At 69.0% G+C, this 25796-nt stretch carries 16 protein-coding genes and 1 pseudogene; 3 read left to right on the top strand and 14 right to left on the bottom strand.

Annotated elements, in window-relative coordinates:
* Window positions 1-5: 5 nt before the first annotated feature.
* From FRANEAN1_RS06705 to mobF, 11 genes are all read right to left on the bottom strand, one after another.
* Window positions 6-446, bottom strand: a complete 441-nt coding sequence (locus FRANEAN1_RS06705) for a hypothetical protein (RefSeq protein WP_020458987.1) — start codon at window positions 444-446, stop codon at window positions 6-8.
* Entirely contained in the window at window positions 443-892 is a 450-nt protein-coding gene (locus FRANEAN1_RS06700) for a hypothetical protein (protein WP_020458986.1), read from the bottom strand. The genes FRANEAN1_RS06705 and FRANEAN1_RS06700 overlap by 4 nt, the downstream gene beginning before the upstream one ends.
* Before the next feature lie 22 nt (window positions 893-914).
* Window positions 915-1163 carry a hypothetical protein gene (locus tag FRANEAN1_RS06695; protein ID WP_020458985.1) on the bottom strand — a complete coding sequence of 83 codons (249 nt, stop codon included), beginning with the start codon at window positions 1161-1163 and terminating at the stop codon, window positions 915-917.
* Between the two features lie 112 nt (window positions 1164-1275).
* Entirely contained in the window at window positions 1276-2160 is an 885-nt protein-coding gene (locus FRANEAN1_RS06690; RefSeq protein ID WP_020458984.1) for a hypothetical protein, read from the bottom strand.
* Window positions 2160-3023 carry a hypothetical protein gene (locus FRANEAN1_RS06685; RefSeq protein WP_020458983.1) on the bottom strand — a complete coding sequence of 288 codons (864 nt, stop codon included), beginning with the start codon at window positions 3021-3023 and terminating at the stop codon, window positions 2160-2162. Before FRANEAN1_RS06685 ends, FRANEAN1_RS06690 begins: the two co-directional genes overlap by 1 nt.
* Complete coding sequence (locus tag FRANEAN1_RS06680) at window positions 3020-4387, bottom strand: ATPase, T2SS/T4P/T4SS family (protein ID WP_020458982.1); 1368 nt, start codon at window positions 4385-4387, stop codon at window positions 3020-3022. Before FRANEAN1_RS06680 ends, FRANEAN1_RS06685 begins: the two co-directional genes overlap by 4 nt.
* Complete coding sequence (locus FRANEAN1_RS06675; protein WP_020458981.1) at window positions 4384-5151, bottom strand: hypothetical protein; 768 nt, start codon at window positions 5149-5151, stop codon at window positions 4384-4386. The genes FRANEAN1_RS06680 and FRANEAN1_RS06675 overlap by 4 nt, the downstream gene beginning before the upstream one ends.
* On the bottom strand, window positions 5148-5726 hold the full coding sequence (locus tag FRANEAN1_RS06670; RefSeq protein ID WP_157472400.1) for an SAF domain-containing protein: 579 nt from the start codon (window positions 5724-5726) through the stop codon (window positions 5148-5150). Before FRANEAN1_RS06670 ends, FRANEAN1_RS06675 begins: the two co-directional genes overlap by 4 nt.
* 153 nt (window positions 5727-5879) lie before the next feature.
* Window positions 5880-6758, bottom strand: coding sequence for a hypothetical protein (locus FRANEAN1_RS06665; RefSeq protein ID WP_347177006.1), 879 nt, complete (start codon window positions 6756-6758; stop codon window positions 5880-5882).
* Window positions 6743-7336 carry a hypothetical protein gene (locus tag FRANEAN1_RS06660; protein ID WP_347177005.1) on the bottom strand — a complete coding sequence of 198 codons (594 nt, stop codon included), beginning with the start codon at window positions 7334-7336 and terminating at the stop codon, window positions 6743-6745. Before FRANEAN1_RS06660 ends, FRANEAN1_RS06665 begins: the two co-directional genes overlap by 16 nt.
* 401 nt (window positions 7337-7737) lie before the next feature.
* Window positions 7738-12177, bottom strand: a complete 4440-nt coding sequence (mobF, locus tag FRANEAN1_RS06655) for a MobF family relaxase (RefSeq protein WP_347177004.1) — start codon at window positions 12175-12177, stop codon at window positions 7738-7740.
* A gap of 514 nt (window positions 12178-12691) precedes the next feature.
* Here mobF and FRANEAN1_RS06650 point away from each other — a divergent pair.
* Both FRANEAN1_RS06650 and FRANEAN1_RS06645 read left to right on the top strand, forming a co-directional pair.
* Window positions 12692-13465 (top strand): hypothetical protein, encoded by a 774-nt coding sequence (locus FRANEAN1_RS06650; protein ID WP_198145465.1) that lies wholly within the window; start codon window positions 12692-12694, stop codon window positions 13463-13465.
* Window positions 13466-13496: 31 nt separating this feature from the next.
* Window positions 13497-14876, top strand: coding sequence for a hypothetical protein (locus tag FRANEAN1_RS06645; protein ID WP_020458975.1), 1380 nt, complete (start codon window positions 13497-13499; stop codon window positions 14874-14876).
* A gap of 216 nt (window positions 14877-15092) precedes the next feature.
* On the opposite strand, the gene FRANEAN1_RS06640 is transcribed toward FRANEAN1_RS06645, so the two are convergent.
* Window positions 15093-16331: a lytic transglycosylase domain-containing protein gene (locus tag FRANEAN1_RS06640; RefSeq protein ID WP_347177003.1), complete on the bottom strand. Its 1239-nt coding sequence runs from the start codon at window positions 16329-16331 to the stop codon at window positions 15093-15095.
* A gap of 278 nt (window positions 16332-16609) precedes the next feature.
* The gene (locus FRANEAN1_RS43075; protein WP_347177002.1) at window positions 16610-16780 is read right to left on the bottom strand and encodes a hypothetical protein; all 171 of its coding nucleotides are present in this window, start codon (window positions 16778-16780) and stop codon (window positions 16610-16612) included.
* Between the two features lie 1269 nt (window positions 16781-18049).
* On the opposite strand from FRANEAN1_RS43075, the gene FRANEAN1_RS06635 reads away from it, so the two are divergent.
* The gene (locus tag FRANEAN1_RS06635) at window positions 18050-24124 is read left to right on the top strand and encodes an RHS repeat-associated core domain-containing protein (protein ID WP_347177001.1); all 6075 of its coding nucleotides are present in this window, start codon (window positions 18050-18052) and stop codon (window positions 24122-24124) included.
* Window positions 24125-24801: 677 nt separating this feature from the next.
* Here FRANEAN1_RS06635 and FRANEAN1_RS06630 read toward each other — a convergent pair.
* Window positions 24802-25506, bottom strand: a pseudogene (locus FRANEAN1_RS06630) (ISL3 family transposase); the annotation flags it as partial.
* Between the last annotated feature and the right edge of the window lie 290 nt (window positions 25507-25796).

The following is a 25796-nucleotide window of genomic DNA, read 5'->3' as shown; positions in this document are numbered from 1 at the left end:
ACGGATCACGGGGTGCCGCCGCGGTACCGGTCGACGGCCGACTCGCCGGTGGCGCGCAGCGTACGCTGCCAGCCCAGCAGGCTCTTCGTGCGGCAGGTGACCGTGACCTGCACGGTGCCCGCTGCACCGAACCGCGAAGTCGTCGTCTCCACTGCCAGCTCAGCGCAGGCAGTGTTGTCGGTGAACCGCTCTTGGACGAGCAGCTCGGCGACATCGCGGGCGCCGTCCGCCGTGGGTGCGAGTGAGGCCGCGCGGGCGGCTTCCCTGGCCGCGCCGGTCACCGCGGCGCCGGTCTGGCTGGTCTGATGCGCGACGGCGATCAGCAGGATCGCGGCGACGACGATGCCGAAGCCGGCGGCGAACTCGACGGCGAACGAACCGCCATCCCGCTCGGCGCGAGGCCGCGGGTGACGGCGGGAGCGGAACGGTACCGGACGGCGGATCATGGGGAAGGTCGCGTTTGGGGGACGAAGCGGATCACCGGGCCGGTGGCGGAGCGGCTGACGGTGCCGCCGAGCCGGTCGTGGGCCGTCACGGTGACCGTCACGAAGTCGTCGGCGCGGGTGACGAGGACGTCGACGCCGGCGATCAGGCTGACCGAGGTCGCGAGCCCGGTGGCGACGGCGCGCGCCTCGCCGTCCGTCCCGTCGGGGGCCTGGGCGATCTCCAGGGCGCGCTGGCTCGCGGCGGTGGCGGCTTCGGCGGCAAGCCACCGCACCCCCAGCGTGAGCAGGAGCACGAGCAGTACCAGCACGGCGCCGACGACGGCGACGAACGCGACGACATGCCCGGCGTCCGAGGCCGCACCCGTACCGCGGTCACCGTCAGTCCGGTCGCCGCCAGCGGGGTTGTCGTCCGAACTCGTGGACGGCCGCGGCAAGGTGATGTTCATGGCGGTATCTGCCTGCTGCCGTCTACTGCCCGCATTCCGTCGGGTCGGTGGATGTGCAGACGTTGCGGGCGATCTCCGTTGCACGCTCACGCAGAATGAAGATTACGGCGACGGCGATGGCGACCAGGCCGACGGCGATCACGGCGGTACTCAGGGCGTCGCCACGGTCACGGTCGTCGTGGCTCGCGCGGCGGTGCCGCTCGACGCGGGCCAGGTAGGCCGTGATGGCCGACGGCAACAACAGCAGCAGGGTGCTCAGGCGGCGGATCATGGCGCCTCCCTCTCAGGCTCGGACCCCTCGGATTCGGCTCTCTCGGGCTCGGTTCTCTCGGACGTGGACGGAGTGGACGTGGAGGTAGTGGACGTAGACGTCCCGGTGTGGCTCAGAAGCCGACATCGCCGTTGATCATCGTCAGGAGCGGGTAGGTCAGGAACGCCACGAACGCGATCGCCACCGCGGTGGCGGGCAGTTCCATCTGCGCGTCGGCGGCGGCTTCTCTCCCACGGACGCGGGCGGTCTCCTCGGCGCGGATCGCCGCGGCCCGGGCCTCGAGCGCGAGAACCGGGGACGCCCCGCGCAGCGCCGAACCGACGGTGCGGGCCAGATCCGCGAGGGCAGGGATCGGCAGGTCGGCGGCGAGGGCTGTCAGCGCCGCGTCTGGGGGCAGGCCCCGCAGCCGGCCGTCGTCGAGGCTGCGCCGCAGCAGGGTGAACGTCCATCCCGTGCCGGTGTCCGCGGCGGCGCTCAGCGCGGCGTGCAACGGCAGGCCGCCGACGACGAGGATCCGCACCAGGTCCGTGTAGGCGGCCACCGCCAGGGCGGCGTCCCGACGACGAGCCGCGGCAAGCCGTACCACCGGCCGGTCCGCGAGCTGAACCCCGGTCAGGGCCCCGCCGAGCAGTAACAGCGGGACCGCGGTAGGGGGCAGCAGACGGGCCAACGTGCCCGGCAGCGTCAGGAACGCCATGGCGCCGACGGCGGCCAGCAGGTAGCCGATCCGAGCGGCGGTGTGCGCGTCCACGGTGCGCCCCGCGATCACCGTGTCGTCCTCGCGCAGCAGACGGTTCCAGCCCCTGGCGTGCGCCAGTCGGACGGTCCTGCTCGCCCACCGGGCCAGCGTCGAGGTACTGGACGCAGGCTCGTCGGCGAACAGGACGGCAAGGTCGTCACCAAGGTCGGGACGGCGTGCCGTCACCGCCCGTCCGGCCGTCACCAACCCGTAGGCGACCATCGCCCCGCCCAGCGCCGCCACCGCTATCCGGATCATCAAGATGTCCGATCCGCCGCGGACGCGAGTGCGGTGGCGGGGAAGAAGTCCGGTGTGAGTGGCGGCCGGGACATCGCGGCCAGGGCGCGGACGGCGAGGACCACCCCGCCGCCGATCACGGCGAGGACCAGCTGACCCGACATGGTCCGGTAGGGCGCGAGGAAGGCCGGCCAGGTCACCAGCAGCACGCTGGTCGATCCGGTGAACAGGACCAGCAACAGAGTCATCGCCCGGCGATGCCGGGCACGCAGGGCGTGCTGGTCGCGTAGCAGCGCGACGCTCTGACGGGTGGCCTCCACCTGAGAGGCCATCAGCCTGGGCAGATCCCCGGCACCCCGGCGGTAGGCGACGTCGAGCGCCGCGATCATCGGGCCGAGCGCCGGGTGGGGCACCTCGGCGCGCATCGCCCAGAGCGCGTCCGGCAACGACAGGACATCCAGCCGGGCGACCAGGCGACGCAACGGGCCGGCGAGCTCGGCCGGCGGATGGTCCGTCGACGCGACGATCGCGGCGCGGAGGTGCTGCCCGGCGTCCAGTCCTTCCCGGACCTGTTCGGCCCAGGTGCCGACCGCGTCGCCGAGCCTGGTGATCTCCGGCACCGACGGACCAGAGCGGTTCTCGAGCATCACGTAGCCGAGTGCGGCGACGACGAGGCCGAGCGCGGGGATCCGCGTCACCGCGGCCACGAGCACCGCGCCGCCGCCGACCGCCCACAGCCAATGGCCGGCCGGTCGCCGTAACTGGCCGGGCAAGGCCGCGAGCCGGCTTGGCACCAGGTGGACCGAGCCGCGGGCCGCAGCTGCGAACAGCCAGACGCCCAGCCCGGCCGCCGCGCCGCCGAACGCACCGATCAGCGCCATCATCGCTGTCCCCTCCCCGGCGTGGTGGAGAGAACCCGGTCGCGGGCGAGGACGTTCGGGTCCAGTCCGGCGGCGGTCAGCTTCGCGGTCAGCCGGTCCGACGCCTCCATCCGGGTGCGCGTGGCCCGGCCCGCGGCCGGATTCCACCGCCACAGCTGTCCGGCCTGCAGCCCGCGCTCGCCCCGGCCGGCGATCTCCAGCACGGACGTGACGACGCGCCGGGAGCCGATCCGGGCCACCTGCACGATGAGGTCGACAGTCGCGGCGATGGTGTCCAGCACGACGCTGTCCGCGACCCGCCGGGAGCCGAACGCGGCATAGGTGCGGATCCGGGAGACGACGTCCTCGGCGGACGGGGCGTGGATCGTCGTCGCGACGCCGCGGGCGACTCCCTGGCCGAGTGCCAGCAGCAGCGGCATGACCCCGCCGTCCGGTTTGAGCTCACCCAACGCCACCCGGTCCGGGGTCAGCCGGCGCAGGTCGGCGGAGAGGAACCGCTCCATCGAGTAGGCGCCTTTGCCGTCCAGGTTCGGTTCACGCGCCTCGAAGGCCACCAGGTTCACGAAGCGACGCTGGTCGAGGAACAGTTCGGCCTCGTCCTCGACGGTGATCACCCGGTCGAGGACGAGACGGTCGGGATGGGCGTTGAGCACCGCGCGCAGCAGGGTCGTCTTCCCCGCGGTCGTCGCACCGGAGATGATCAATCCGCAGGGATCGGGCATCCGGGCGGTCGCGGCGAGCATGGCGGCGACGTCCGGGCCGAACATGCCGGCCGCCCGCAGCCCCTCGACCGTGTTGAGGGTGGGGGCGAACAGTCGGCAGGAGATGTGCACCCGGCCGGTGACCTGGGCGATCGCGTGCAGCCGTGCCCCGCCCGGCAGGCGGACGCGCACGGACGGGTTCGCCTCGTCGAAGCGACGGCCCTGGGTGGCGGCCTGCGCCGCCACCCACTCGAACGCCTCCCCTTCCGTCCGGAAGGGGCTGCTGTAGCGGCTTCGCTGGCCGCCGGTCCGCTCCGTGCAGATCATGTTCTCGGCGCCGTTGACCTCCACGTCCGACCACTGCGGCGAGGTCAGGACACCGGTCATCGGGCCCAGTGGCGACAGATCCTGGCGCAGCCGGTTCCGCACCGCACGCTCGGTCGCCGCGTCCAGGACGGTCTGGCCGCTCCGGGTGCGACGTACCTGTTCCTTCCGTACGCCGCGTTCGATCAGCTCCTCGGCGCGGGCCTGCCGGTCCCCGCCGGTGCCCGCGACGGCGAGGCTGGTGAGCAGCCACTCCCGCAGGCTGTCCGCGACCGCGGTCACGGTCGCCGCGTTCACGGCCGGCGTGTTCACCGCCGGTGCGGTTCCCGGGATCCGGTTCATCCCGCCGCTCCGGCGGATTCCGCTGATCCGGTGACGTCCGGCGGAGCACCGAGAACGGTGAGCAGGTCCATCAGGTCCCAGGCCGATCGCAGCAGCGGTGAGGGACGGCGGCGCCTTCTGCCCTGTCTGGTCAGCGCCGCCATGCCTCGGGGATCGTCTGGTATCGCCACCACCGGCACCTCGACCCCCGCCCGGTGACGGGCCGACCGGGTGATCTCTCCCGTCGAGTACGGGCTGGCTCCACGGACGGCCAGCACGAGGCGCGGCACCGACGCCAGCACGCTCGGCAGGCGCAGCAGGGTGCACGCCAGCCCCTCTGTCGCCGCCAGCGTGACGAGCACCAGGCCGTCGCAGCCGTCGACCAGCGGCCGCGACGCCTGCGTGCGAAACCGGCCGATGTCCATGGCAAGAAAGTGCTCCACGGCCAGCATCCGCAGCAGGGGCATCATCCCGGCCAGGCTCCGCACCGCGCCGGCGGCGGTCTCCTCCGTGGGGGCGCAGGCGACGACGGGCAGGCCGCTCGCGCACCGCTGGGCGTGTTCCAGGACGGAGGCGGAATCGTCCGCCGTCCCCAGTTCAGCCACCAGGGTGTCCAGGCCGGGCGAGGAGGTGCCCAGCGACAGCCCGAGGCGGGCGGCGAGCACGCCGCCGTCCGGGTTCGCCTCTATCGCGACGCCGTATGTGGCGTGTGCCAATGCCAGGGTCAAGGTGGTCGCGCCGGCCGATCCCGGCCCCGCCGTCGCCACCGCCCAGCAGCCCGTCATCGTCGCACCCCCAGCAGCCGCAGCTTCTGCGGTGACTGCGCGGACGCCGTGGCGATCCACGCGGCGGCGTCCGCGGGCGCGTCCAGATACACCACTGTGTCCCCGTCCCCGCCGGTGCCGTCGGTCTCCGCGGGCTCCACCGCGGCGACCTGGACCGCGTCTCCGATCAAGGTCGGCTCGCCGGAGACACCATCGGGGTACACCACCTGGACCCAGTCGCCCGGCTGGATCTGCGCGGACGGCAGCGCCTCGGGCGCCAGCCGCAGGCCCACCCTGGCCAGACCCGCCGGCGGCAGCGCCGAGCCGGCCATTTCCGGGGTGACCAGCGTTCCGGCGGGCAGATCGAGCAGCGCCTGCCGGCCGACCAGGGACTCTCGTGCCGCCTGCGGCGATGCCAGCCGGACTCCCGTCCCCTCGACCGAGACTCGGGCGATTGCCAGGTCCCCGGTCTCGATCAGCTCGCCGCGGTTGAGCGGACGAGTCAGCACCACGGCATCCGCCTTGTCACCCGACGACGTCACCGCCCAGGCGCCGGTGCCCGCGCCCATCACGACCAGCAGCGCCGCCACGGCCATGCCGCGGCGTGATTGCCGCCGCCTCGGCTGCGGCGTGCTGCCAGTCGTGGGTGCGAACGGTCTGGGGGCATCGACCGTTGTCGCCATCGCGTATCACCCATCTCTTCGCGGCCCGGCTTCCGGTGAGAGCAGCCACCGGTAGGCGGGACCAGATCAGTTCGCGTGCTCCAGCGCCTGGATCTCCCGGACCGGCACCGCGTAGTCCGCTGTCGTCGTGACCGTCGGGAGATCACCGCCCGCTCCCGTCGTGGCGGTCCACCCCACCACCCACTCGACGCGAAGCTGCGCCGGCCAGTACTCGCCGTTCGGGGCGACAATCGAGGAGTCCCGGTAGGTGTATGTGCAGGCCGCGGCCGGCTGGTCTGCGCCGAGGACGGCGACATCACAGCCAGCAGGAGGCGAACCGTCGCCGGGGGTGAATTCCAGTCGCCGTGGTGTTGCTGTGACCGTTGCTGTCACTCCGGGGACGGATGCGCTGGCCGAGACCGGGCGTCCGTTCGTGATCCCGAAGCGCATCGGGGCCTTCACGAAAGCTCCGCGTTCGATATCGGGAGCGAACACCGCCGCCGGGGCAGGGATCCGTTCCTGCGCGATCGCCATAGCCATCACGACCGCCTGTTGTGGATCAACGATGTCGCGCAACCAGTGGTAGGTGACGTTCGCGGGGTCGCAGACGCGCGCGTAGAGGACCTCCCGCGTCCCGGCCGGCGCGGTGCGCTCCGTCGGGCCTGGTACCGCTTGCAGGTAGAGGTAAAGGTCTGCCGGATACCACTGGCACGGCTCCGGTGCTCCGTTGCCGCCTTCGCCGCCCGTGTCCGGCGGGGTGGTCGTCGCTCCGGCCATGGCCTCGATCCGCCCCAGCGCGGGATCGGAGTTACCCATGGCCTCGGCATGCCTTTCCGTTCCGCGGCCCGTGCTGGACCAGGCCGGTACCACCCCCGTGAACAGCCAGACGGCGACGCAGGCGGCCACGACGAGATGGCGATGCCCGAGCCGGCGGCTCCGGAGCCGGCGGCTTATTGCGGCGGGCACCGGTTCTCGCCCGTCCATGTCTCGAGGGTCGCCGACTCGGAGATCCGCCAGGTGCCTCGGTCAAAGACCCACATCCATGCGGTACGGGTGCTTTCGACCGCGTCGCTGACGACGATCTCGCCGCCGTCCGGAGCGGGGTTCGCCACGTCGTAGACGACCCCGTCGTCGAAGGTGCACGTCACCGACGTTGCTCGACCGCCGGGCGGCGGGGTCTCCACCCTGACGCTCTCCACAACCTGATACCCGTGAGGCCCCGGGAGCGCCGCCCACTCGTTGTCGACGAAGGCCTGCAGGAACCGTTCCATCCCGTCGCGCTCGGGGACTCCCGCGGCGTACATGGACAGCAGCAGGTCGGCTGCCTCCTGGTCCCGGGGCTCCGCGAGCGCTGCCACGAAGGCCTGGTCATAGCGCTCGGTGGCCGCGCGGACGTCGCGCCCCGCGATGGTGTACGGGTCAGCGGTCGAACTCGAGGGCCGCGAGGTGACGCCGCCGACGCCCGGGTCATCCAGCGGACGGGGGCCTTTCTCCCCGCATCCCGCCATGGCCATCGCAAGGGATGCGGCCAGGCCCAGTCCCATGCCTCCTGCTCGGAGCAGGGCCGCGCGGGGCCCTCGGCCCTGGACGGAGGAACTCAGAGCCAACCGCCAAAGGCCGGACCGTTCAGCCCTGCACCGGCCGGCCCTGGGCCGGCGGGCACGTCGCGGCGGTGCGCTTCGAAGGGAATTTAGGGTCACGTCCGCCCCCATGATCACGCTTACCTGCGTTTAGATTCGTTTGCATGAGGATGCTTCGAACATCCCTTAGCATCGACCGGTCGTCAAGCGCTTATCCACAGGCGCTTCCGGTGATCAGTTGCCGTTGCCAAGCCGTACCTGTGTGCCCTGTCGCGAGGCGACGGGGCGTGCGTCTCCCTGCCGTGCGCACTCTCCGGTCAATGAGGAAGTGCCGGGGGGACAGCCATCGGAACCGCCGATCGGTCTCAGAGATCGATATCGAGCTGCTGGGGGTCCGACAGGAGCGCCTGGTAGCGGACGCGCAGCTCAGGTTGTTTGGGAGGCACGTCGAGGGCTCGCGCGGAAGGCGTCCTTGCCGACGGCGCGGCCAGCACCCCGTAGGCTAGGCCGAGCTCGCGGTGCCGGAAGTCCTCCACCGCGCGGGCACGCTCGCGCCAGCGGGCCGCACCGGCGGCGTCGGCGGGCCGGGATCCCATCAGGTCGGTGAGATAGCGCGGCGGTTCCTGGTCGATGCGCAGCAGCGCCTCATCAATCTGGTGCTCCAGGGCAGCGTTGACGCGGTTCTGATGCCGCGCGGCCACTTCGTGAGCGGCCGGGTCGCCGTCGACGGCGGCGAGCAGGGTGCGACGGAGCCGTAGTTCGTGCGCTGCCTGCGCCCGCCGGAGGCGGTGTACGGCAGGAGGTGTCTGCGCGGACGGGCCAGAACCTTCGGCGGCTGCTACTCCGGATGGTCCGTTGTCGTGGTCAAGGCGCCGTATGGCTGCGGAGTGGTCCGCCTCCATCCGGCGGATGCGGGTGAGGAGATGCGCGCGGAGCTCGTCGTCGTTCCTGGTCATGCGGAGAACGCGGCCCAGTAGCCGCTCCTCGGCGGCAAGGTCGGCGGTGGGTCGGGTCGCGAGATACCTGGACTCCGCGGAGCCGAGCAGCGTGGTCGCCGCGTGCCAGGCTTCGGCCGCGGTCTGCGGTGCGGGGAGCTGGAAGGCGGCGATGTCCAGCCGGGCCCGCGCGCAGAGGACGGCGACCCGATGGTCCAGAACCGAGGCGCCGGTGCGCGCGGTGGTCTGCTCCTGTTCGCCGAGCTTCGCCAGGAGATCGCGAGCGTCCCAGCCGGCGTCCAGCAACGCGTGGATGCCCGCCACCGACCGTCGGCGAGGTACGGCCTCCTCACCAGTGGCGAAGCGGCGGGCGGCGCCGGCGGACAGCCGGGTGGCCCAGGCGTCGGCCAGCATGGTGGCTTGGCCGCGTAGTCGTTTCCAGCGTTGGGCGCCGGTGTCCTGGTGGCCGGGCTCCGGCCGTGGGCCCGGGTCGTCGGCGGGGGCGGCGGGCGCGTGGGCGGCCCGGTAGGTGGCGAGCGCGCTGACAGCCCTGTCCCACAGCAGCCGGTGCGGTCCTGCTTCCGGTCTCGGGCCGATCCTGGCGAGCAGAGCCGGCTCCGGAGCCGCCACAGCCGCAGCGGTGACCCGGGCCTGTGCGGCGATCTGAGCCCTGCGCAGCACAGTGGCTCCCGGCCGTTCGGTCTCGCTGCCCCGCGGGCCGGTGGGGCTGTCGAGCGCGAGGAGTTCTGCCAGGCTGTGGGAGCTGCCGAGGCGGTGGGCGGTCTGAGCGATGGGGTCAAGGTCGCCCGCGAGCCGCTCGGCGCGCGAGGTGCGCAGCCGCTCGGCCAGCCGATCGACCGCGCTGTCGATCGGCAGAACGGGGAGCCAGTCCTCGTCGTCCAGGTCGGCTTCGAGGTCGGGGCGGCGGATCAGATAGGCCTGCAGGCGCTGCTGGGCGCGCGACAGCATGACGTACAGCCCAGGACGGGAGGTGTCGTCGACGATGAGCGGCCGCGCCGTCGACATCGTCGACCCTTGAGCCTTGTGCGCGGTGAGCGCGTAGGCGTGGCCCAGACCGCCGTCCCGGCCGTCGGGGAACGGGTGGGTGAGGTAGTCCCAGCCGACGTCCACCGTTCCCTTACCGGGGAATCGGACGGTTACCGACTGGTGCTGCGGCCGGGACGGGTCGATGCGCACCGCGACGATCCGGCCGATGGTTCCGGTACGGATGTAGTCGCCGCGGGGCCGGCCTGCGGGGATCAGGGTGTGGCCGGCCTGCGTGAGGGTGATCACTTCGTCGCCGGTCTGGTACTCGCGGCCGGCCGCGGTGAGAACGGGACCGGTCAGCGTGCCGTCTGCGGTCAGTGCGTCACGGGCCGCGGTGTTGAGCGCGTCGACGTCGCGCTGGTGCTCGGCCATCATCGGCGTGGCCCGGCCGGCCTGCCGGCGCTCGGTGTACCAGTCGGAGACCGCCGTGCTGAGCAGCGCCGCGCGGTCGTCGAACAGGCGGACGTGGCCGGAGCGGGCCAGCGAACTGACCGCGGCCATCGCCTCGGCCGGCAGCGCGGAGCGCAGGCCGGCCAGTGCCGCGCGGACCTCGGCCATCCCGGGTCCGCGTTGGCGGTGGGTGCCGGTGAGCTGCGGGGGCGTCGTTTCAGTGACGAGGTGCGCGAACCATCCGCCCGCGCCGACGCTCCCCAACTGCGCCGGATCGCCCACGAGGATCACGACCGTGCCGGTGCGGGTGGCGTAGCGCAGGAACCGCTCGGCGTCTCGGGTGGAGACCTGACTCGCCTCGTCCACGATCAGGACCGTGTCGTCCGGCCAGTACGAGGCGGGATCCTCGGTGTGGTCAAGCAGGGTGAGCCACCCGCTGACCACCCGGGTCTCCACCTCCAGCGTGGCCGCGAGCTGTTCGGCCTGACGGCCGCCGTGGGCCGCTCCGAGGACGGTGACGCCCCGCGCGGCCAGCACCCGCGCGACGGTCCGCATCGCCGCCGTCTTGCCTGATCCGGCAGGGCCGACCACCAGCCGGACCAGATCGTCGTCGGTGAGAAGTCTGCGGACGAGGTCCTGCTGTTCACCGCTCAGCCGCACTCCCGGTATTCCACCGAGGGCGCCGTCGCCGTCGCCGGACAACGCCGCCTCCACCGCGGCGGGAGGGATGAGTGTGCGGGGCGGTCCTCCCCGGTCGACGCGGCCCTGTCGGCACAGGCTGAGCAGGCTGTCCTCGGTGTCGAGGAGATCCTCAGTGCTGAACGTCTCCTCGCCGCGGTGCCGCCGGCGCGCGGAATGCTGCTCGAACCGGACGATCCGCGGATCGGCCAGGAGCTGGTCGACGACGGTGGAGATCGCGTGGGCGTCGAGCCGGTCGCATGCCCAGGCGGCGACCTCCCGGTAGACGTCGCGCCGGTCGAACGTCGGCGCCTTCGCTGTCAGGCCCTGCGGTCCCATCAGCCGGTCCGCCAGCTCGGCGAGATCCACGGCCGTCGGCTGTACCGGTACCCGGTCGCGGCGGCGGGCGAGATCCCGCACCTGAGAGGGGTGCCAACCGGCCTCGGTCAGGCGCCGTTCCTGCACGGCGTGCACCTCGGCGTCGGCCAGCACCTTCTTCGCGGCCCGGGACCGCCGCTGGGCTGCCGCCTCGGTCCGCCCGTCCGAGAGCATTCCCTGGGCCACCAGCTGGCCGAGCTCCTCCTGTACCTGCCCGTGACGGGTGGAGAACGCCGCCAGCAGCTCGGTGGGAAAATCCTCCAGCTCGGCCACCCCGTTGCGGACCGGCGCCCACGTGACACCCCGACGGCGGGCCAGCTCGTGGCGAAGCACGGCCGCGCCGACGAACCCGGCTGTGCGCGCATGCGCCAGGAACAGCTCGCTGTCCAGCGCCCGCCACTCCACCCGTGCTCCGCCCACCGGGTCCCGCTCCGGCCGACCGGTTTCATCGAGGACTGGTATCGCGACCGCGTTCGCGACGATGTTGTGGATGTGCAGATGCGCCTCGTCCGCCCGCGACACGTCGTGCAGATAGGAAGCCGCGGCCAGGCCGAGACCCGGATGATTACGGCTGCCCACCATGCCCTGTGCCGCGTGCCTCTCCAGGTAGGTGAACACCGCGTCGACAGCAGCGTTCATCGAATTTTCGATGTCTCGTCGAAGCTCGTCATCCCCGAAGACCCACAGCAGGCTCAGGCTCTTCGGTACGGCACAGACAACATCGAATCCGATCACGACCGTGGGCGGCTCCCGCTGCTCGACAAAACGGATCAGTTCATCGCGCGCGACCCGCCACCGACCGGAATCAGGGTCTCGCTCCGCGGCTAACCGCGCAGCAGTTTTCTCTCCTGGGGAGTCATCATGCTGCTCCTCTCTGGATGTGCTCGGTGCCGCATCTTCCGACGGCTCGGCATCACGTTGCCGTTGCGGGCCGCCTGTCTCCGCGCCGGAGCTTTGGCGCGCCAGTCGGCGAAGATAGGACGCATCCACACCGACAATCCGGGCCGCCTCGGTCAGGGTGAACCACCGTTGACCGGCCGGCAGGTTGACGGTTCCTCGGTCAACGCGCCCCGCCGAGCCCGTTCCGGTTAGCAACGGGCTACCCGTCGCTGCGTGCCGGCCGGTCAGCAGCTGCTGCAGCTGCTCGGAACTCACCGGACCGCGTAGGCCGACCAGGCTCCCGCCAGAACCACGAGCGCGCCCCCGCGATTGTCCGTTCTCTCCGTAGTACGCCGCCCGCATTTTCGTCGGCTCGGCGGCGGGGGCACCTTCGACATAGGCGACGATCCGGCGGGCGGCCTTCACCACCGTTCCGGCGTCGCGGGCTCGCAATCCCAGCAGCTTCACCGTGACGATCACTGCACGTGGCTCCTCCACCTGCCGGCTCCCCCGCAGTCGGGCTTGACCCGCGCAACGGGCTGCGGGTTCTTCCAATGGAGCGTTGAGCCCGAGATCCTCGGAAACGGTGGCGTCTTGGTGGTAGGCGGTGCGGTCCTGGGCAGCTCGGGAATGTTCGAGCGCAGCGACGTTACCCTCGGAGGCCGATGGTTCCCCGTTCCTTTCCCCGCAGGCTCCGTCACGGCACACGGTCCGCCACTCCCGTGAGACCGGCGGGCGGGCAGACGAGCTGTCGGCCAGCACCGAACAGTTCCGGCCGGGAGCGGGTCGCAGGCAGGTCTACCTGCGACGGGGACCATTTCCGGGACCGCTGTCAGGCCGTCCGAGCGGCGCACAAACAGCACCGCGATCGATGGTTGGGCCTTCCGCCTGGGACGCGCCGAGGACTCCATCGGTGACCGACCGATCAGACTCACCACCCGAGAGGCGGACCGCTGTGGCCAGGTCCCCGTCCTCAATCCCCAATCCAGGGTTTTCCGAGGAGCCGTACCCGGTGTCCATCACCGTGCCGGCAGGTGAATGGAGGTTCGCCGCCAGCCAAAGCCTGCGAACGCTCGGGTACGCCGGCGAGCTACATCTCGACACCTATCACGAAAACCCGGCTCTCAAGATCTATGCGCAGAATCTTCCGACTCTCGAGGAGCGGCTCGGATTCGCGATACCGAGCACCGCACGCATACTCCTTGACCGTTCGCCACGGCAGCCTTTCTTCACCAGCCCCCGACAGATCGTCGGCCTGCACGAGGTTCCGCGCAATGCCACGCTACGACCCACGCGCTCCAGCATCATCCGCCTGGACGGGCAGCCGAACAGCACGTACGGCGCAGCCATGGAAAAGGATCATCCACTGTACAGCTGGCGGGAAGATGATGTCCGCATCGAGATCGTAGCGGCCCGTCACGCCCGCCCGAACCAGGGCCGCGATGCCGTGTCCTACCGCATCTGGTATCAGGGCACGGTCATGTTCTCCGGCACCGACGTCCATCTGCCGGCCGACGTGAATCCGCGGTCCGCAGCAGCCGTCAAAGCCGTCGCCAGCGGCCTCGACGGCGTATGGGGCGGAGATCATCTCACGGAGCGCCAGTACGAGTTCCTGCTCAAGCACGGCCGAGAGGTCGTGGATGCGGTCAACGCGAGCACACGGACTCTCTCCACCGACATCACCGGACTTTCCGACCTGACTCCCAGCTCAGCTGACCCTGGGCCACAGGACCACGCGGCGCCCATTCCGCAGGCGGCCGATATCGACCTGGGTCCCGGCCTCTGATGACCATGAACGACTTTATCGGCTGGGACGCATGATCCTCGAGACCTCACAGTCAGATATCGAGTACCTCACCGATCCGGCGCCGGTGAAGATGGTTACCCCGGCCGGGTGGTGGCGTTTCCGGCCGACGTTCGCCGCCCGTCCCGCCACCGCCGTCACCGCGGAACTCTTCCTCGATGGCATGAAGACTCCGGTGCTGCAGGTCCGTGCGGGCCTGTGGGACCTTGAACAGCAGCTCGGATTTCTGCTGCCGAAGCCCGCACAGGAGAGGCTTCTCCGGGCCACGCCTCATCCCCACTTCGTCGCCGTGTTCACGGGGCTGGATCCTGGGACGGTCGCCACCCGCGCCGACCTGCGGCCGTGGCGCGCCAGCCGCGTCGACCTGGCCGGGTCCACACCCATAACCTACGGACGGCTATGCCACGCCGACAAACCCCTGCGCTCCTGGCATGATCCCGCCCACAACATCACCGTCGACATCGCCAACGCCGCCCGTGTCCCACTCGGCAACACCTGGAAGACGCGCCTGGCCTACCGCATCCACCACCAGGGCCTCGTCGTCTTCGCCGGCACGCAACTCGCCATCGCGCTGGACGACCCAACCTCGGACGACACCGTCCGCCACGTAGCCCAGGGCACCATGCTGACCGCCCCGACGACCGGCCCGCTGACCGCGCGGCAGAAGGTGTTCCTCGACGCCCACGGGACCGACCTCGTCCGCGCGGTCGCCGCCGTCACCACACCGCGGCCAGGTACCAGGATCGCCGTCCAAGGTCCTCCCGGCCTGCCCGGCGCCACCGGCGTCATGGTCGGAAAGATCGACAGTGCTGCTGAGCCGCACTACGTGTGGCGACCCGACGTCGCGGACCTCCCCGGCCATCCCTGGCGGCACCGACCCTCTCGGCATCTGACGACGCCAGCCAGCCGGATTACCCCCACTCTTCAGGTCAAGGACACCGCCGTCGGGGGAGACCACCACGCCCCGTACCTCGCCTACGGCGCCCGCGTCCAAACGATCGACGACCCGCGAACCGCAGGAGGCACCGTCCTACGTCTGTTCCACGGAGACGGCCGCCCGTACTACGAGATTCAACCGGACGAGGCTCACTTGCCGTTGACGATCAGCGCCGACGACGTCGTGGCCACCGCCGGCACCGCCTGGCCCACCATCGATTCCCTCCTCGATGCACGCCAGGCCTCCGGCCTTCAACTCAGCGAAGGCGAACTTCTCGTCACCCTGCGCGAGACGGCACCCGTGATCGACAGCCCCGCCGGCCCGATGCCCGCCCCGACGAGACCGCTCCTCGGCATCGATCCGGCCCTCGACCCCGACATTCTGACACTCACGCCCGATCACGCCGCACTGTCACCGGCAAGCCCGCCCTCTCCCGACATGAATCTTGATCTCTGACTCGACGTCCTACGTGACCGGCTCCGGCTTCTATCTGTCGCGCTGACCCGGGTCACCGCGACGCCGAGTCGCCACGGGACTGTGTCGCCAACGCCGTTCACGGCCGTACTCGACACAGGTCTGCAGGCGTAAGTAGATCGCCGTCCACGAAGGGCCGATCGCCCGGCAGCGGGCTGGCTGCCGCCCGCCGGTGTCCGTCCCGGCCACGGCGAGCTGTCAACGCTGTTCCGATGCCGGAGCCGGGGCTGCGGGTGCGGGGGTGGTTGGCGCCTCGGGCAGGGAGCCGGTCGGAACGGTGTTTCCGGCGGTCAGGGCGGTGTTCGGTGACTCGCGGGGTGTTTCCTCGGCCTCTGGTCCAGACGGGTCGGGGATCGTCGGCACAGTGGACGGGGTCGGCGGCGGCGCCGTTGTGGGTGGGGTCTCGGGTGTGCTCGGTGGGTTGGTTGTCTCGGGGCTGTTCGGCTGCGTCATAGTCGGCGGAGTTGAGGGCGTTGGGTTCGGTGTTCTTGGGGTCAGCGGAATGATCGTGATGCCGGGGATGGTCTTGGGGGTGGGTGGCGTGGTCGGTTCGGGTATGTGCGGGCTCTCGGGACTGGCTGGGGCTGAAGGATGGAGGGGCGGCGTGGGAACGGCTGGGTGGTTGGGTGTTGGGGGTGTCGGTGGGGCGGGGTTGCCGGGCAGGGCGGTGGCGCCGGTCTGTCGGTAGCCGTTCATCCAGGTGAGGACGGTGCGGACGTAGGTGTCGGAGGGGTTGTAGGCGAGGATCGCGGCGCGGAGCTGGTCGGGGTTGGTGAGGTCGCGGCCGTGGGCGCAGAGGTAGTGGCCGGCGGCGACGGTGGCGTCGTCGATGTTGTGGGGGTCGTTGCGTCCGTCGTTGTTGCCGTCATGGCCGGAGGTGCGCCAGGTGGTGGGGATGAACTGCATGGGGCCGACGGCCCGGTCGTAGGTGGTGTCGTGGTCGAGGGTTCCGTTGTCGGTGTCGTGGATGAGGGCGACGCCGGCGGTGCCGTTGAGGGGTGGGCCGAGGATGGGGCGGGTGATGGTGCCGTCGTCGGTGATGGGGTGGCCGGTGGCGTGGCCGGATTCGACTTTGCCGATGGCGGCGAGGAGTTCCCAGGGCAGGTGGCAGCCGGGTTTGTCGTGGGTGAGCTGGTCGGCTGCGTGTCGGTAGGCGGTCAGGACGCGGGCGGGGATGCCTTTGTCGGCGGCGGTGAGGGTGATCGCGGTGCTGTTGGCGTTGGTGCCGGGCGAGGTGGCGGTGGCTGCGAGGGTCTGGGTGGTGAGGGTGGACGGGTCGACGTTCCCGGTCCCGGTCCCGGATCCGCCGGGGACGAGTTCGGGCATGGTCCACTGTCCGGGGTGCACGGGGGCGGGGCCGAGCTGGTTGGCGGTGTCGCGGGGTGCGGCGGCGGCGCAGAACAGCAGCAGGCTTGTCGCGATGGCTGCTGGCAGCATCGCCGTGCGGATCAGGCCGGCGCGGTGTTTGCGGTGGGCGGCCGGTCGCGGTTTGCGGCGGCGGTGCCGTGAGCGTGTCGTACTGGGCGGTCGGTGTCGTCCGGCCCGTGCGTCAGGTTGAGCCTCCGGCCGGGCCCGGTGGAGGGGCTGGGTGTAGGTGATCGTGGGATGCGTCTGGGTCCGGCCGGGTCCTGGTCGGTGTTTGGCTGCCTGGGTAGGGGCCGGTTCTACTCGGGGTCTCGGATAGGACGGGGCGGATGCTGGTAGCCGGGGTCGGCTCACCGGCGCGCTCCTTCGAGTGTGCTCAGTCCTGGAGTCTGCTCAGCCGGCGGTCGCGCGAGCGTGCTCAGTCGGCGGTGGCGTTCGTGGCGCTGGCGGGCCAGGAGCTTCTTCCTGGTGGCGGTGGCGTGGTCCGCGATGACCGGGGGCTTCGGGCATGCGCCGGTCATGCTGCTCCGGATACGTTTCGGGCCGCCGGGTCGGCGCCGCAGGGGGGTCGCCGGTGCCGCGCAGGCGGCCCAGAGTCTGACGCAAACGGGTGTTCTCCTGGTGGAGGCGCTGTAGTTCGGCCTGCTGCTGGTGACGAAGGTGTTGGCCGTGGCCGTCGGCGATCTCCGCCTGGCGGACCCAGCCGCGCAGCGTTTCGGTACTCACGCCGAGCGCCGCGGCGACGGTTTTGATGGCCTGCCAGGTGGACCGGTGCTCGGGCCGGATACGTGCGACGTGGGCGACGGCTTGGGCGCGGAACGGTGGAGGGTATCGGGTCGGGCGGCCCATAGTGGTGCGCTCCTGCGGTCGGGGAGGGGGACCTCCCTGTGCATGGAAGACACGTGGGAGGCATGGCTCCGGTTTCTGGCAATGCTCTGCCGTAGCACCGGTCATGGCTTCTCGACGTCGAGAAGAAAAGAAGCCGGGCGTGCTGCCCGTTAGTTCTTCCGCGGCGCGCGCGACGATGGGCAGATCGCGGAAGTGAAGCTCAAGGACGGGGACTACTGGTCGAGGGACAGGCTTTTGCGGCCGAGACGGTCCGAGGCAGGACTATGGCAGAACGTGGCCGTTCCTGTCCGCAGATCGACACAAGAAGTCCCAACTGCCCCCAATGATCAACCCTCGCAGCGACAACTCCACCCCAGTAACACCCCGTGCTGTCGATCAAGATTGCAGATGGTCGCCGTCGGTAGCCGAGCCGACGTCTCACCAAGAGTTGATGACGAGGCGACTCTCCGCACTGCACCTTGAGCCGGCCGCAGCGATAGGCGACCCGGCCCCCGGATCGCGCCCACCGCCTTACCTGGGAAATGTTTCGGTTGGGTAACACACCACTGTGTGTCCGATCTGACTGTAACTCCGGACCGTGAGTCTCTCGATTACCTGGGTACCACTACCGGCGGGTGCATCCGGGATTTTAAAGGATGCTATGTCCCATATTGAACCCCAGGATTTCGGCTGCGCTCCGTAATTATGGTTGCGGCGCGGCCGGGAGTTTGGTTGCGCTAGGTAGTCGGGCTTGGAGGTGGGTCGTCTCCGATTGTTTGCGTGCTCGCTTTCGACTCTGCCATTTTCGGTGATCCAGTGCGGCCGTCGTTCCCCTCGCCGGCCGCACTGTGCCGCGTTCCCTGCGAAGGGATTTCTGGTGGATCGGAGTTGGCGTGATGCGGGCATCCCCCGTACGTCGTCGTAGGTCATTCATCCGTTCTCTCTGCGTTCTGTTGGCCGCGTTGCTGGCGGCGACCGTCACCCAGTTCCTGCCACCCGTGAGCGGTGCCGCGTCCGCCGCACCCACGGACGCCGGCACGGAGGTACCACCTCCGACCGGCCCAGCCGAACGTCCTGACCTGATCACGGCTCAGCTCACCGCGCGGGCGGAGCAACGCCGGATCGAGGTGACGTCCCTGACCACGGAGTCGACGCGGACCCTGGTCAACCCCAACGGCTCCATCACGGTGGAATCCACCTCCGGCATCGCCCGCGTCCACCGTGACGGACGCTGGCTACCCGTCGACACCACCCTCGTCCTCACCGACGGCAAGATCACCCCCAAGGTGGCCAAGGCCGCCATCGCCCTGTCCGCAGGCGGCAAAGACGCCGGCGACATCGCGACGCTGCGCGACGGCGACCGGGAGATCGCCTTCGGCTGGCCCACGGCGCTGCCCACGCCCGAGCTGAAGGACAACGTCGCCACCTACAAGGCGGTCGCGCAGGACACCGACCTTCGCGTGAAGGTGACCCCGACCGGCTACGACGTCCAGATCGTCGCGCACACCCCGGCCGCGGCCCAGGCGGCACTGAGCCTGCCGATGCGGTTGAAAGGCGTCACCGCCGAACGCACCGCCGGCGGCGAGCTGCGCCTGTCTGCCGCCGGGAAGATCGCCGCCCGGTCCCCGACCCCGCTGATGTGGGACGCGCACGTCGACGCCAAGACTGGGCTCCCGGACCGGACCCACACCGTCGAGGCGGCCCTCGAGCGGGCGGGCACCGCCACCCCTGCCCTCGCCTTGCGGCCAGACAAGGCCTGGCTGACCGCCGATGACCGCCAGTACCCGGTCACGATCGACCCGGCCGCCGTCCTACCGGACAACCTCGACACCGACGTGGTCAACACGTCAGCGACCACGAACTACGACACCTACGAGTACCTGCGGGTCGGGAACGTCTTCGGGTCCGTGCACCGGTCGTTCCTGCGGTTCGACACCTCCGCCATCGAGGGCAAGCACGTCACCGCAGCAGCACTGAAACTCACTCAGGCCGGCTCCTACACCTGCACGCCGCAGCGGATGGTCGTGCAGGGCTCGGCCGGCCTGGCGTCGGGGGCGACGTGGAACACCCAGCCCACCGCGGACGGGGTGAACTGGTCGGACACCACCTTCAACGCCGGCGGGTTCTGCGGCTCCGGCGATGTCTCCCTCGACATCACCGGACTGGCACAGGCATGGTCATCCAACGGCCAGCCCTCACCGGAAACCCTCACCCTGCGGGCGCCCGACGAGGTGCTGTGGGAGCCCTACAAGTACTTCACCTCCGGCGACACGGCCACCCCGCCGCGGATCGAGACAACCTACAACTCCTACCCGGCCACCGTCGGCGCCCGCACCACCTCCCCCTGCTCAGCCCAGTGCGGGGGCACGCCGCCGACGGTGCTGACAAACTCGACGACGCCACGACTGGCCGGATCGGCGACCGACGCGGACGGTGGCACCCTTCGCCTCGACTTCGAGGTATGGAACTCCGCCGGCACCACAAAGATCACCCAGGGGTCCAGCGGATTCGTCGCGCAGAACAGTGAGGCGGCTTGGACCGTCCCCTCCGGGCTGCTCGCCAACGGCACCAGCTACCAGTGGCGGGTCCGCGCCTACGACGGCACCGACTACTCCCAGAACTGGTCCACCTGGATCCCGTTCACCATCGACACCACCGCCCCCGCCACCCCCACCGCCCTCGCCTCCACCGCATGGCCATCGGGTGGCTGGGCCAGCGCCACCTCGGGCACATTCACCTGGACCTCACCCGGCGGTGACACCGCCGGATTTCTCTATGGCCTTGACGAGCCATCCCCAACGACCTCACCGACCCCACCGACCGGCACGACCAGTGCCTCGCTGACCGCCGACGAGGGACTGCACACCTTCTACCTGCGCACCATCGACACCGCCGGAAATCTCTCCCCCGTCATCTCCTATAACTTCGGCGTCGGCAACGCCGCGCTCGCCTCACCAGCCGAGCAGTCCCGCACCCAGCGATTCGCCACCCTGCGCGGCGAGGCACCCTCATCGCAGGTATCGGTGACCTACCGCTACCGGGTCGGGACCAACCCGTCTACCGCGTGGACGGACGTCCCCACCGCCGAAACCACCACCCAGGGCACCACCAACCACCCCACCTGGCCCGCCCCCCGCAACGGCTCAGGCGCCTTCGACAACCAGATCTGGAACATCCCCGGCACCCTCGGTGGCGGCTCCGACGGCCCCATCCAGATCCAGGCCTGCTTCCGCACCGCAGCCGCAGTCGTCACCTGCACGGATGCGACCACCATCCAGCTCACCCGCAATGCCTTCAGCGACACCGACGCGGTCGGCGAGCTCGGCCCGGGATCACTAGCCCTACTCACGGGAGATTATTCCCTGTCGGCGACCGACGTGTCGATGCCGACCTACACCGGCACTCTCGCCGTCGGCCGCACGCTGACCACACTGACCCCGCCCGCAGCCACCACCGCCCCTAACGGGATCTTTGGCCCCGGGTGGACATCGAGCGTTCCCGGTCCCGAAGCCGGATCGGGAGACCGCACCCTGACCGATAGCACGGCCACCGAGGGGTACGTTACTCTCACCTCACCCGAAGGCGCCCCCGCCGTCTACACCCGCGCTGGCACAGGTAGCTACCCTTACGAGTACACCGGTGTTGCCGACACCGCCGCCGACGGATCCAAGCTCATCAAAGACTCGGCGACCAAGTTCACCCTCACCGAGATCGACGGCGCGAAGACGATTTGGTATTCCAAGACCATCGGCAGCGCCACCATCTGGGTCGTCGACCGCGTCGAGGAACCCGGCTCCAACACCACCTCTACCTTCACCACCGACAGCCTCGGCCGCATCACCCGCATCCTCGCTCCCGTCCCCAGCGGCGTCGACTGCTCCGGCACACTCGGCGCCGGCTGCCGTGCTCTCACTCTTACTTACGCCACCAGCACCACCGCGACGGGATCCGGTGGTAACCCTGCCGAATGGGGTAACTACACCGGACAGCTATCCTCGATCTCCATGGCTCTGAACGGTGCCACCTCCATCGAGGTCGCCCGCTACAGCTACGACACCACTGGCCATCTACGCGCCGAATGGGATCCCCGCCTCGACACCGCCGGCGGCAACCACCTCGCTACCCTCTACTGGTACAACGCCGAAGGCCGCGTCCAGGGCTTCATCCCCACTGGCCAAGAGGCATGGGGCTTCGGCTACGACGGCTTCGGACGGCTCACCAATATCAGCCGACCTCGCCCGGCAGGTGCTGGCACCGCCACCAACACGATCGTCTACGGCGTACTGCTCTCCGGCGCCTCAGCGCCGGTCGATGTGTCCCCTGACCGGGTCGATGACTGGGCCCAACAGGACCTGCCCGTCTGGGCAACCGCCGTCTTCCCAGCCAGTCACGTCCCCGCCAGCCCACCCACCGCCGCCGACTGGCCCTACGCCGCGATCAACTACCTGAACGCTGACGGCCGGCAGGTCAACACCGCCTCCTACGGGGCAGGTGCCTGGCAGGTTACTACCACGGAATACGACACGTTCGGCAACGTGACCCGTGAGTTGACTGCAGAGAACCGCAATCAGGCGCTGACCCCTACCACAGACACCGACGCCACCGTCGCCGCCCTCACCGACTCCGCCGCCCGCGCCCAACTCCTCGATACCAAAATCACCTACAGCGTCGACGGGGTCGTACCCCTCGACGTATATGGACCAAAACATCGATACATCAACAATGACGGCGTCCGGTCGTCGGTACGACAGCACGTCCACACCGATTACGATCAAGGCGCCCCGCCGGCAACAGGACCATACTGGCTGCCCACTACAGTCACGACCACGGCGTACACCGGCAGTTCCGACATCGACCCCCGTACAACAATCAATGGCTACGCTGCGAAGACAGGCGCGGACGCTTCCACCTCCGGCTGGACCCTACTTCAGCCGACAACAATCACGACGTGGATGGGTGGCGGGGCCACTCCCAACATTGTCCGCACCACCTACTACAATGCCGCTGGCCAACCCCTCGAAGTACGCCAACCCAAGGCCAACAGCGACGGCACCGACGCCTTCACCACTATTTTCTCCTACTTCACTCCAACTGGATCCGGTGGATGCGTTAATGCCTCCTGGGCAGGTCTAACCTGCTCCACTGGACCCGCATCGCAGCCTACTTCTGGTAACACTCTTCCAGTCACCACCCTCACCTACAACAATCTCAATCAGCCGCTCACCAAGACCGAGACCGTCACTTCCAGCGGCACGACCACCCGCACCACGACCTATACCTACGACACCGCCGGCCGGACGCTCTCCGAAGGATTGGCCGTTAACCCCGCGGCCAACGGCGGCACCGCCGTACCCACCGCCACCTACGGGTACAGCACGATAAGCGGTCTCCCGACTACCACGACCGCGAACAGCGTCACCCTGACCACCGAATACGACGCCTGGGGGCAAATCACCTCCCAGACCGACTCCGACGGCAACACCAGTAACACAACCTACGACATCGACGGCCGAGTCTCGTCGGTCAATGATGGTAAGGGTGCCTACACTTACATCTATGATACCGCCACCGAACACCGCGGCCTCGTCACCAGCCTCGGCATCGACGCCGGCTCCGCGCCGTCCACCTTCACCGCCACCTATGACGGCGACGGGAAACTGACATCCCAGAACTACCCAAACGGTCTGGTCGCCACCAGCCACTATAACAACACTGGCAGACCCACCACCCTTACCTACACCAAGGGCACGTCCACCTGGCTGACCTTCACCCAAATCGACAATATCAACGGCCAAGGGCGTGTCGTCGAATCCCCCGGCGGGATCCGCGAACACCTCTACGACCTGGTCGGCAGGCTCATCACCGTCCGGGACATCCGCAACGATAGCGGCAGCGTTATGTGCACCTCCCGCCGGTACGTCTACGACCCCGATTACAACCGCACCCAGCAGATCTCCTACCCCGACGCCGGCACCAACCCCACCGGCCCCGCCTGCAGCACCTCCACCACTCCCACCTACTCGCTGAGCTCCAGCTACGATCAGGCCGACCGCATCACCGACACCGGCTACACCTACGATCTGTTCGGTCGCACCACCGCCGTCCCGGCAGCGGAAAACGATCTCACGGTCGGCTACCACGCCAACGACATGGTCGCCTCCGAAACCCAGGGCGCCGCCACCCGCACCTACACCCTCGATCCCGCACGTCGCATCCGAACCTGGGCTCAAGGTGCCACTACCTGGACCAACCACTACACCTCGGGCTCCGACGACAGCGCCGCGTGGATCGGCGACAGCGGCGGTGGATGGACCCGCAACATCCTCGGAATTAGCGGCACACTAGTTGCTGTTCAGGACCAGACTGGCACGGTCACCCTACAGCTATCAAACTTGCACGGAGATATCGTTGCCACCGTCGACGACAACAGCTCTGCGACGGCACCCACCACCTTCCAGGAAACCTGGGAATTTGGACAGCCCTACAACATTGCTACCGCTTACCCTCGATATGGCTGGCTCGGTGGGCCACAACGGTCTCGCGATACCATTTCAGGTATCACTCTTATGGGGGCGCGACTATACAACCCGGGAACAGGTCGCTTTCTTCAGGTAGACCCAGTGCGCAATGGCGCCGCCAATCCGTACGAATATGCCTACCAAGACCCATGGAATATGACCGATCTCGATGGTCGCATCCCGACTCCGAGTCTTGTTTACTCTTGTCCGCGAGGGTTCAACTGCCAGGTCCTCCTTCGCAGCACGAAATACAGCGAGTGGAGGGCATGGCAGCTGACCGGTGTCGCCGATGGCCACCTAAGCTCGTTTTACTACGAAACACGAAGAAGATCCGCTAAATTTTATGTCTCGCGATACTTCTACTATAACCGGCAAACTCAATTTATTATGTACATCTACACACAGGTACAGGACAGGATTAGAACCTTTACGTGGCCAGCAATCAGAACGGAGAAGATTCAAAGCGACAGATTCGAGTATATAACATACGTAATGTGTCGCTCGGCCTATATTTGCTAACCCGATACCCGAGCAACTTACTATAACGAAATGTCGAGCGAATCCAGACGGGAATATTCGGCATTAAAATGCCCCCGAGGGCCCGTTTAGGCTTGTAAATGGCGCTCGCTTTATCGCGCCCGGCGTTACGTCACCCGCCCGCAGGGAATCAGCACGCACCTGCGGGCGGGTGGTTGCCTTCGCATTCGGGGCTCTACGCAGTTCACTGGGAGTCGTCTCTGGCCGGTTACTTGACGTTGGGGGGGATGGTAACGGCGGGTAGCCAGCCGGCGCGGCTGTTTCGGGTGGTGGCGTAGCTGACGCGGCGCTGCTCGTTGGTGACATTGCGCGGGCCGAAGGCGGTGCGGTAGACGAGTCTGGGACGCGGTTGATGGCCTCGGCGGCGGCGTTGGAGAGTCCGAGGAGGATCGCGGTAGCGATTTCGTTGCGTCAGTCGGAGACTGTCTCGACGAGGGAGGCGACCTCGGGGACGCCCTTCTCGAAGGCCACGCAGTAGTCGAGTAATGAGGTGCTGACCGTTTCTCGGACACCGATGTAGACGGACTACATCGGCTTTATGTTGCTTCCTTCACTTCGGTCTGGGTTGCGTGGTATGCGCGTTCGATGTGTTCTGGGGTGCGGTAGCCCCCCTCCCGGCTGGGTCGGGGATACAAACCAGGCGCCTCATGGCGCGGCTGCCACCGGTCGCTGACCTGGACCGCCTCGGGCAGGGCGCGGCGGACCGTTTCGGCGTAGGCGCCGGAGCCGTCCCGGCAGACGATCTGGACGCCGGGATGGGCGCGCAGCCATGCCTCCAACGCGTCAGCGCTGCGGTCGGGCAGGACGTCGACGCGGCGGCGGTCTCGGCGTCGATGAGGATCGTGGCGTAGCGGCGCCGGCGGCGCAGCGTGAAGTCGTCGACGCCGAGCACCCGTGGCACCTCGAGCGTCGGGAGCGGCAGACGCAGCAGGCAGCGCAGCGCGCTGTGTTGGGACAGCCGGATCGCCAGCGCGGACAGGACCCGCACACCGGCCCGGCCTGCTCACTCGCGGACGACCGCGCCGATCTGAGCGGCCAGCCTTGCCGTGCGCCGCTGGTAGCGCTCCAGTACCCCCGGGAGCTGTTCACGGCTGGTCTCCCCGACAGCCACGGGTCGGGCAGACCAGCCGGCGGACCCGCACGATCATCAGGACCCGACGGGCATCGATCGCGACATCCGCCAGCGTCCGCTCGTGATAGCTGTGCACCCGCGACGTCGCGGCCCCACAGCCAGGACAGGGCACCGGCCCATCCGGCGTCCGAGCCCGCAACCGGACCAGCCCGCCCTCGTCTGCCACATCCTCGACGACCAGCGACGACAGACCCGAAAACGCCAGCTCAACCAGATGATCCGCTCCGTCCATGACACATCGTGTCGCCTCACACCGAACGGATCAGCGGCCTTCCCCCACCAAGCCTCACCGGGGACCACACTCAGTCACCACCGAAAATGAGCCAGAGCCGATCTTGGAACAGTCCCCCGGTAGGTGGTGGAGCAACCAGTGATGGCGCTCCAAGGGGCATGCGGTGTGGATACGACAGCGAGCCGCGAACTGCTATTACTTACCGACCTAGTATAGTAGGATATTAGGGATTCGAGAGTCATGGAACAGTCGAAAAACACCCCAGGAGGTGACATGTCAAGCCGCGAGCT

This window comes from Parafrankia sp. EAN1pec (assembly GCF_000018005.1).
Classification (GTDB): Bacteria; Actinomycetota; Actinomycetes; order Frankiales; family Frankiaceae; genus Parafrankia; species Parafrankia soli.
The sequence above is the reverse complement of the archived record's forward strand: the minus strand, read 5'-3'. Positions and strand labels throughout refer to the sequence as shown.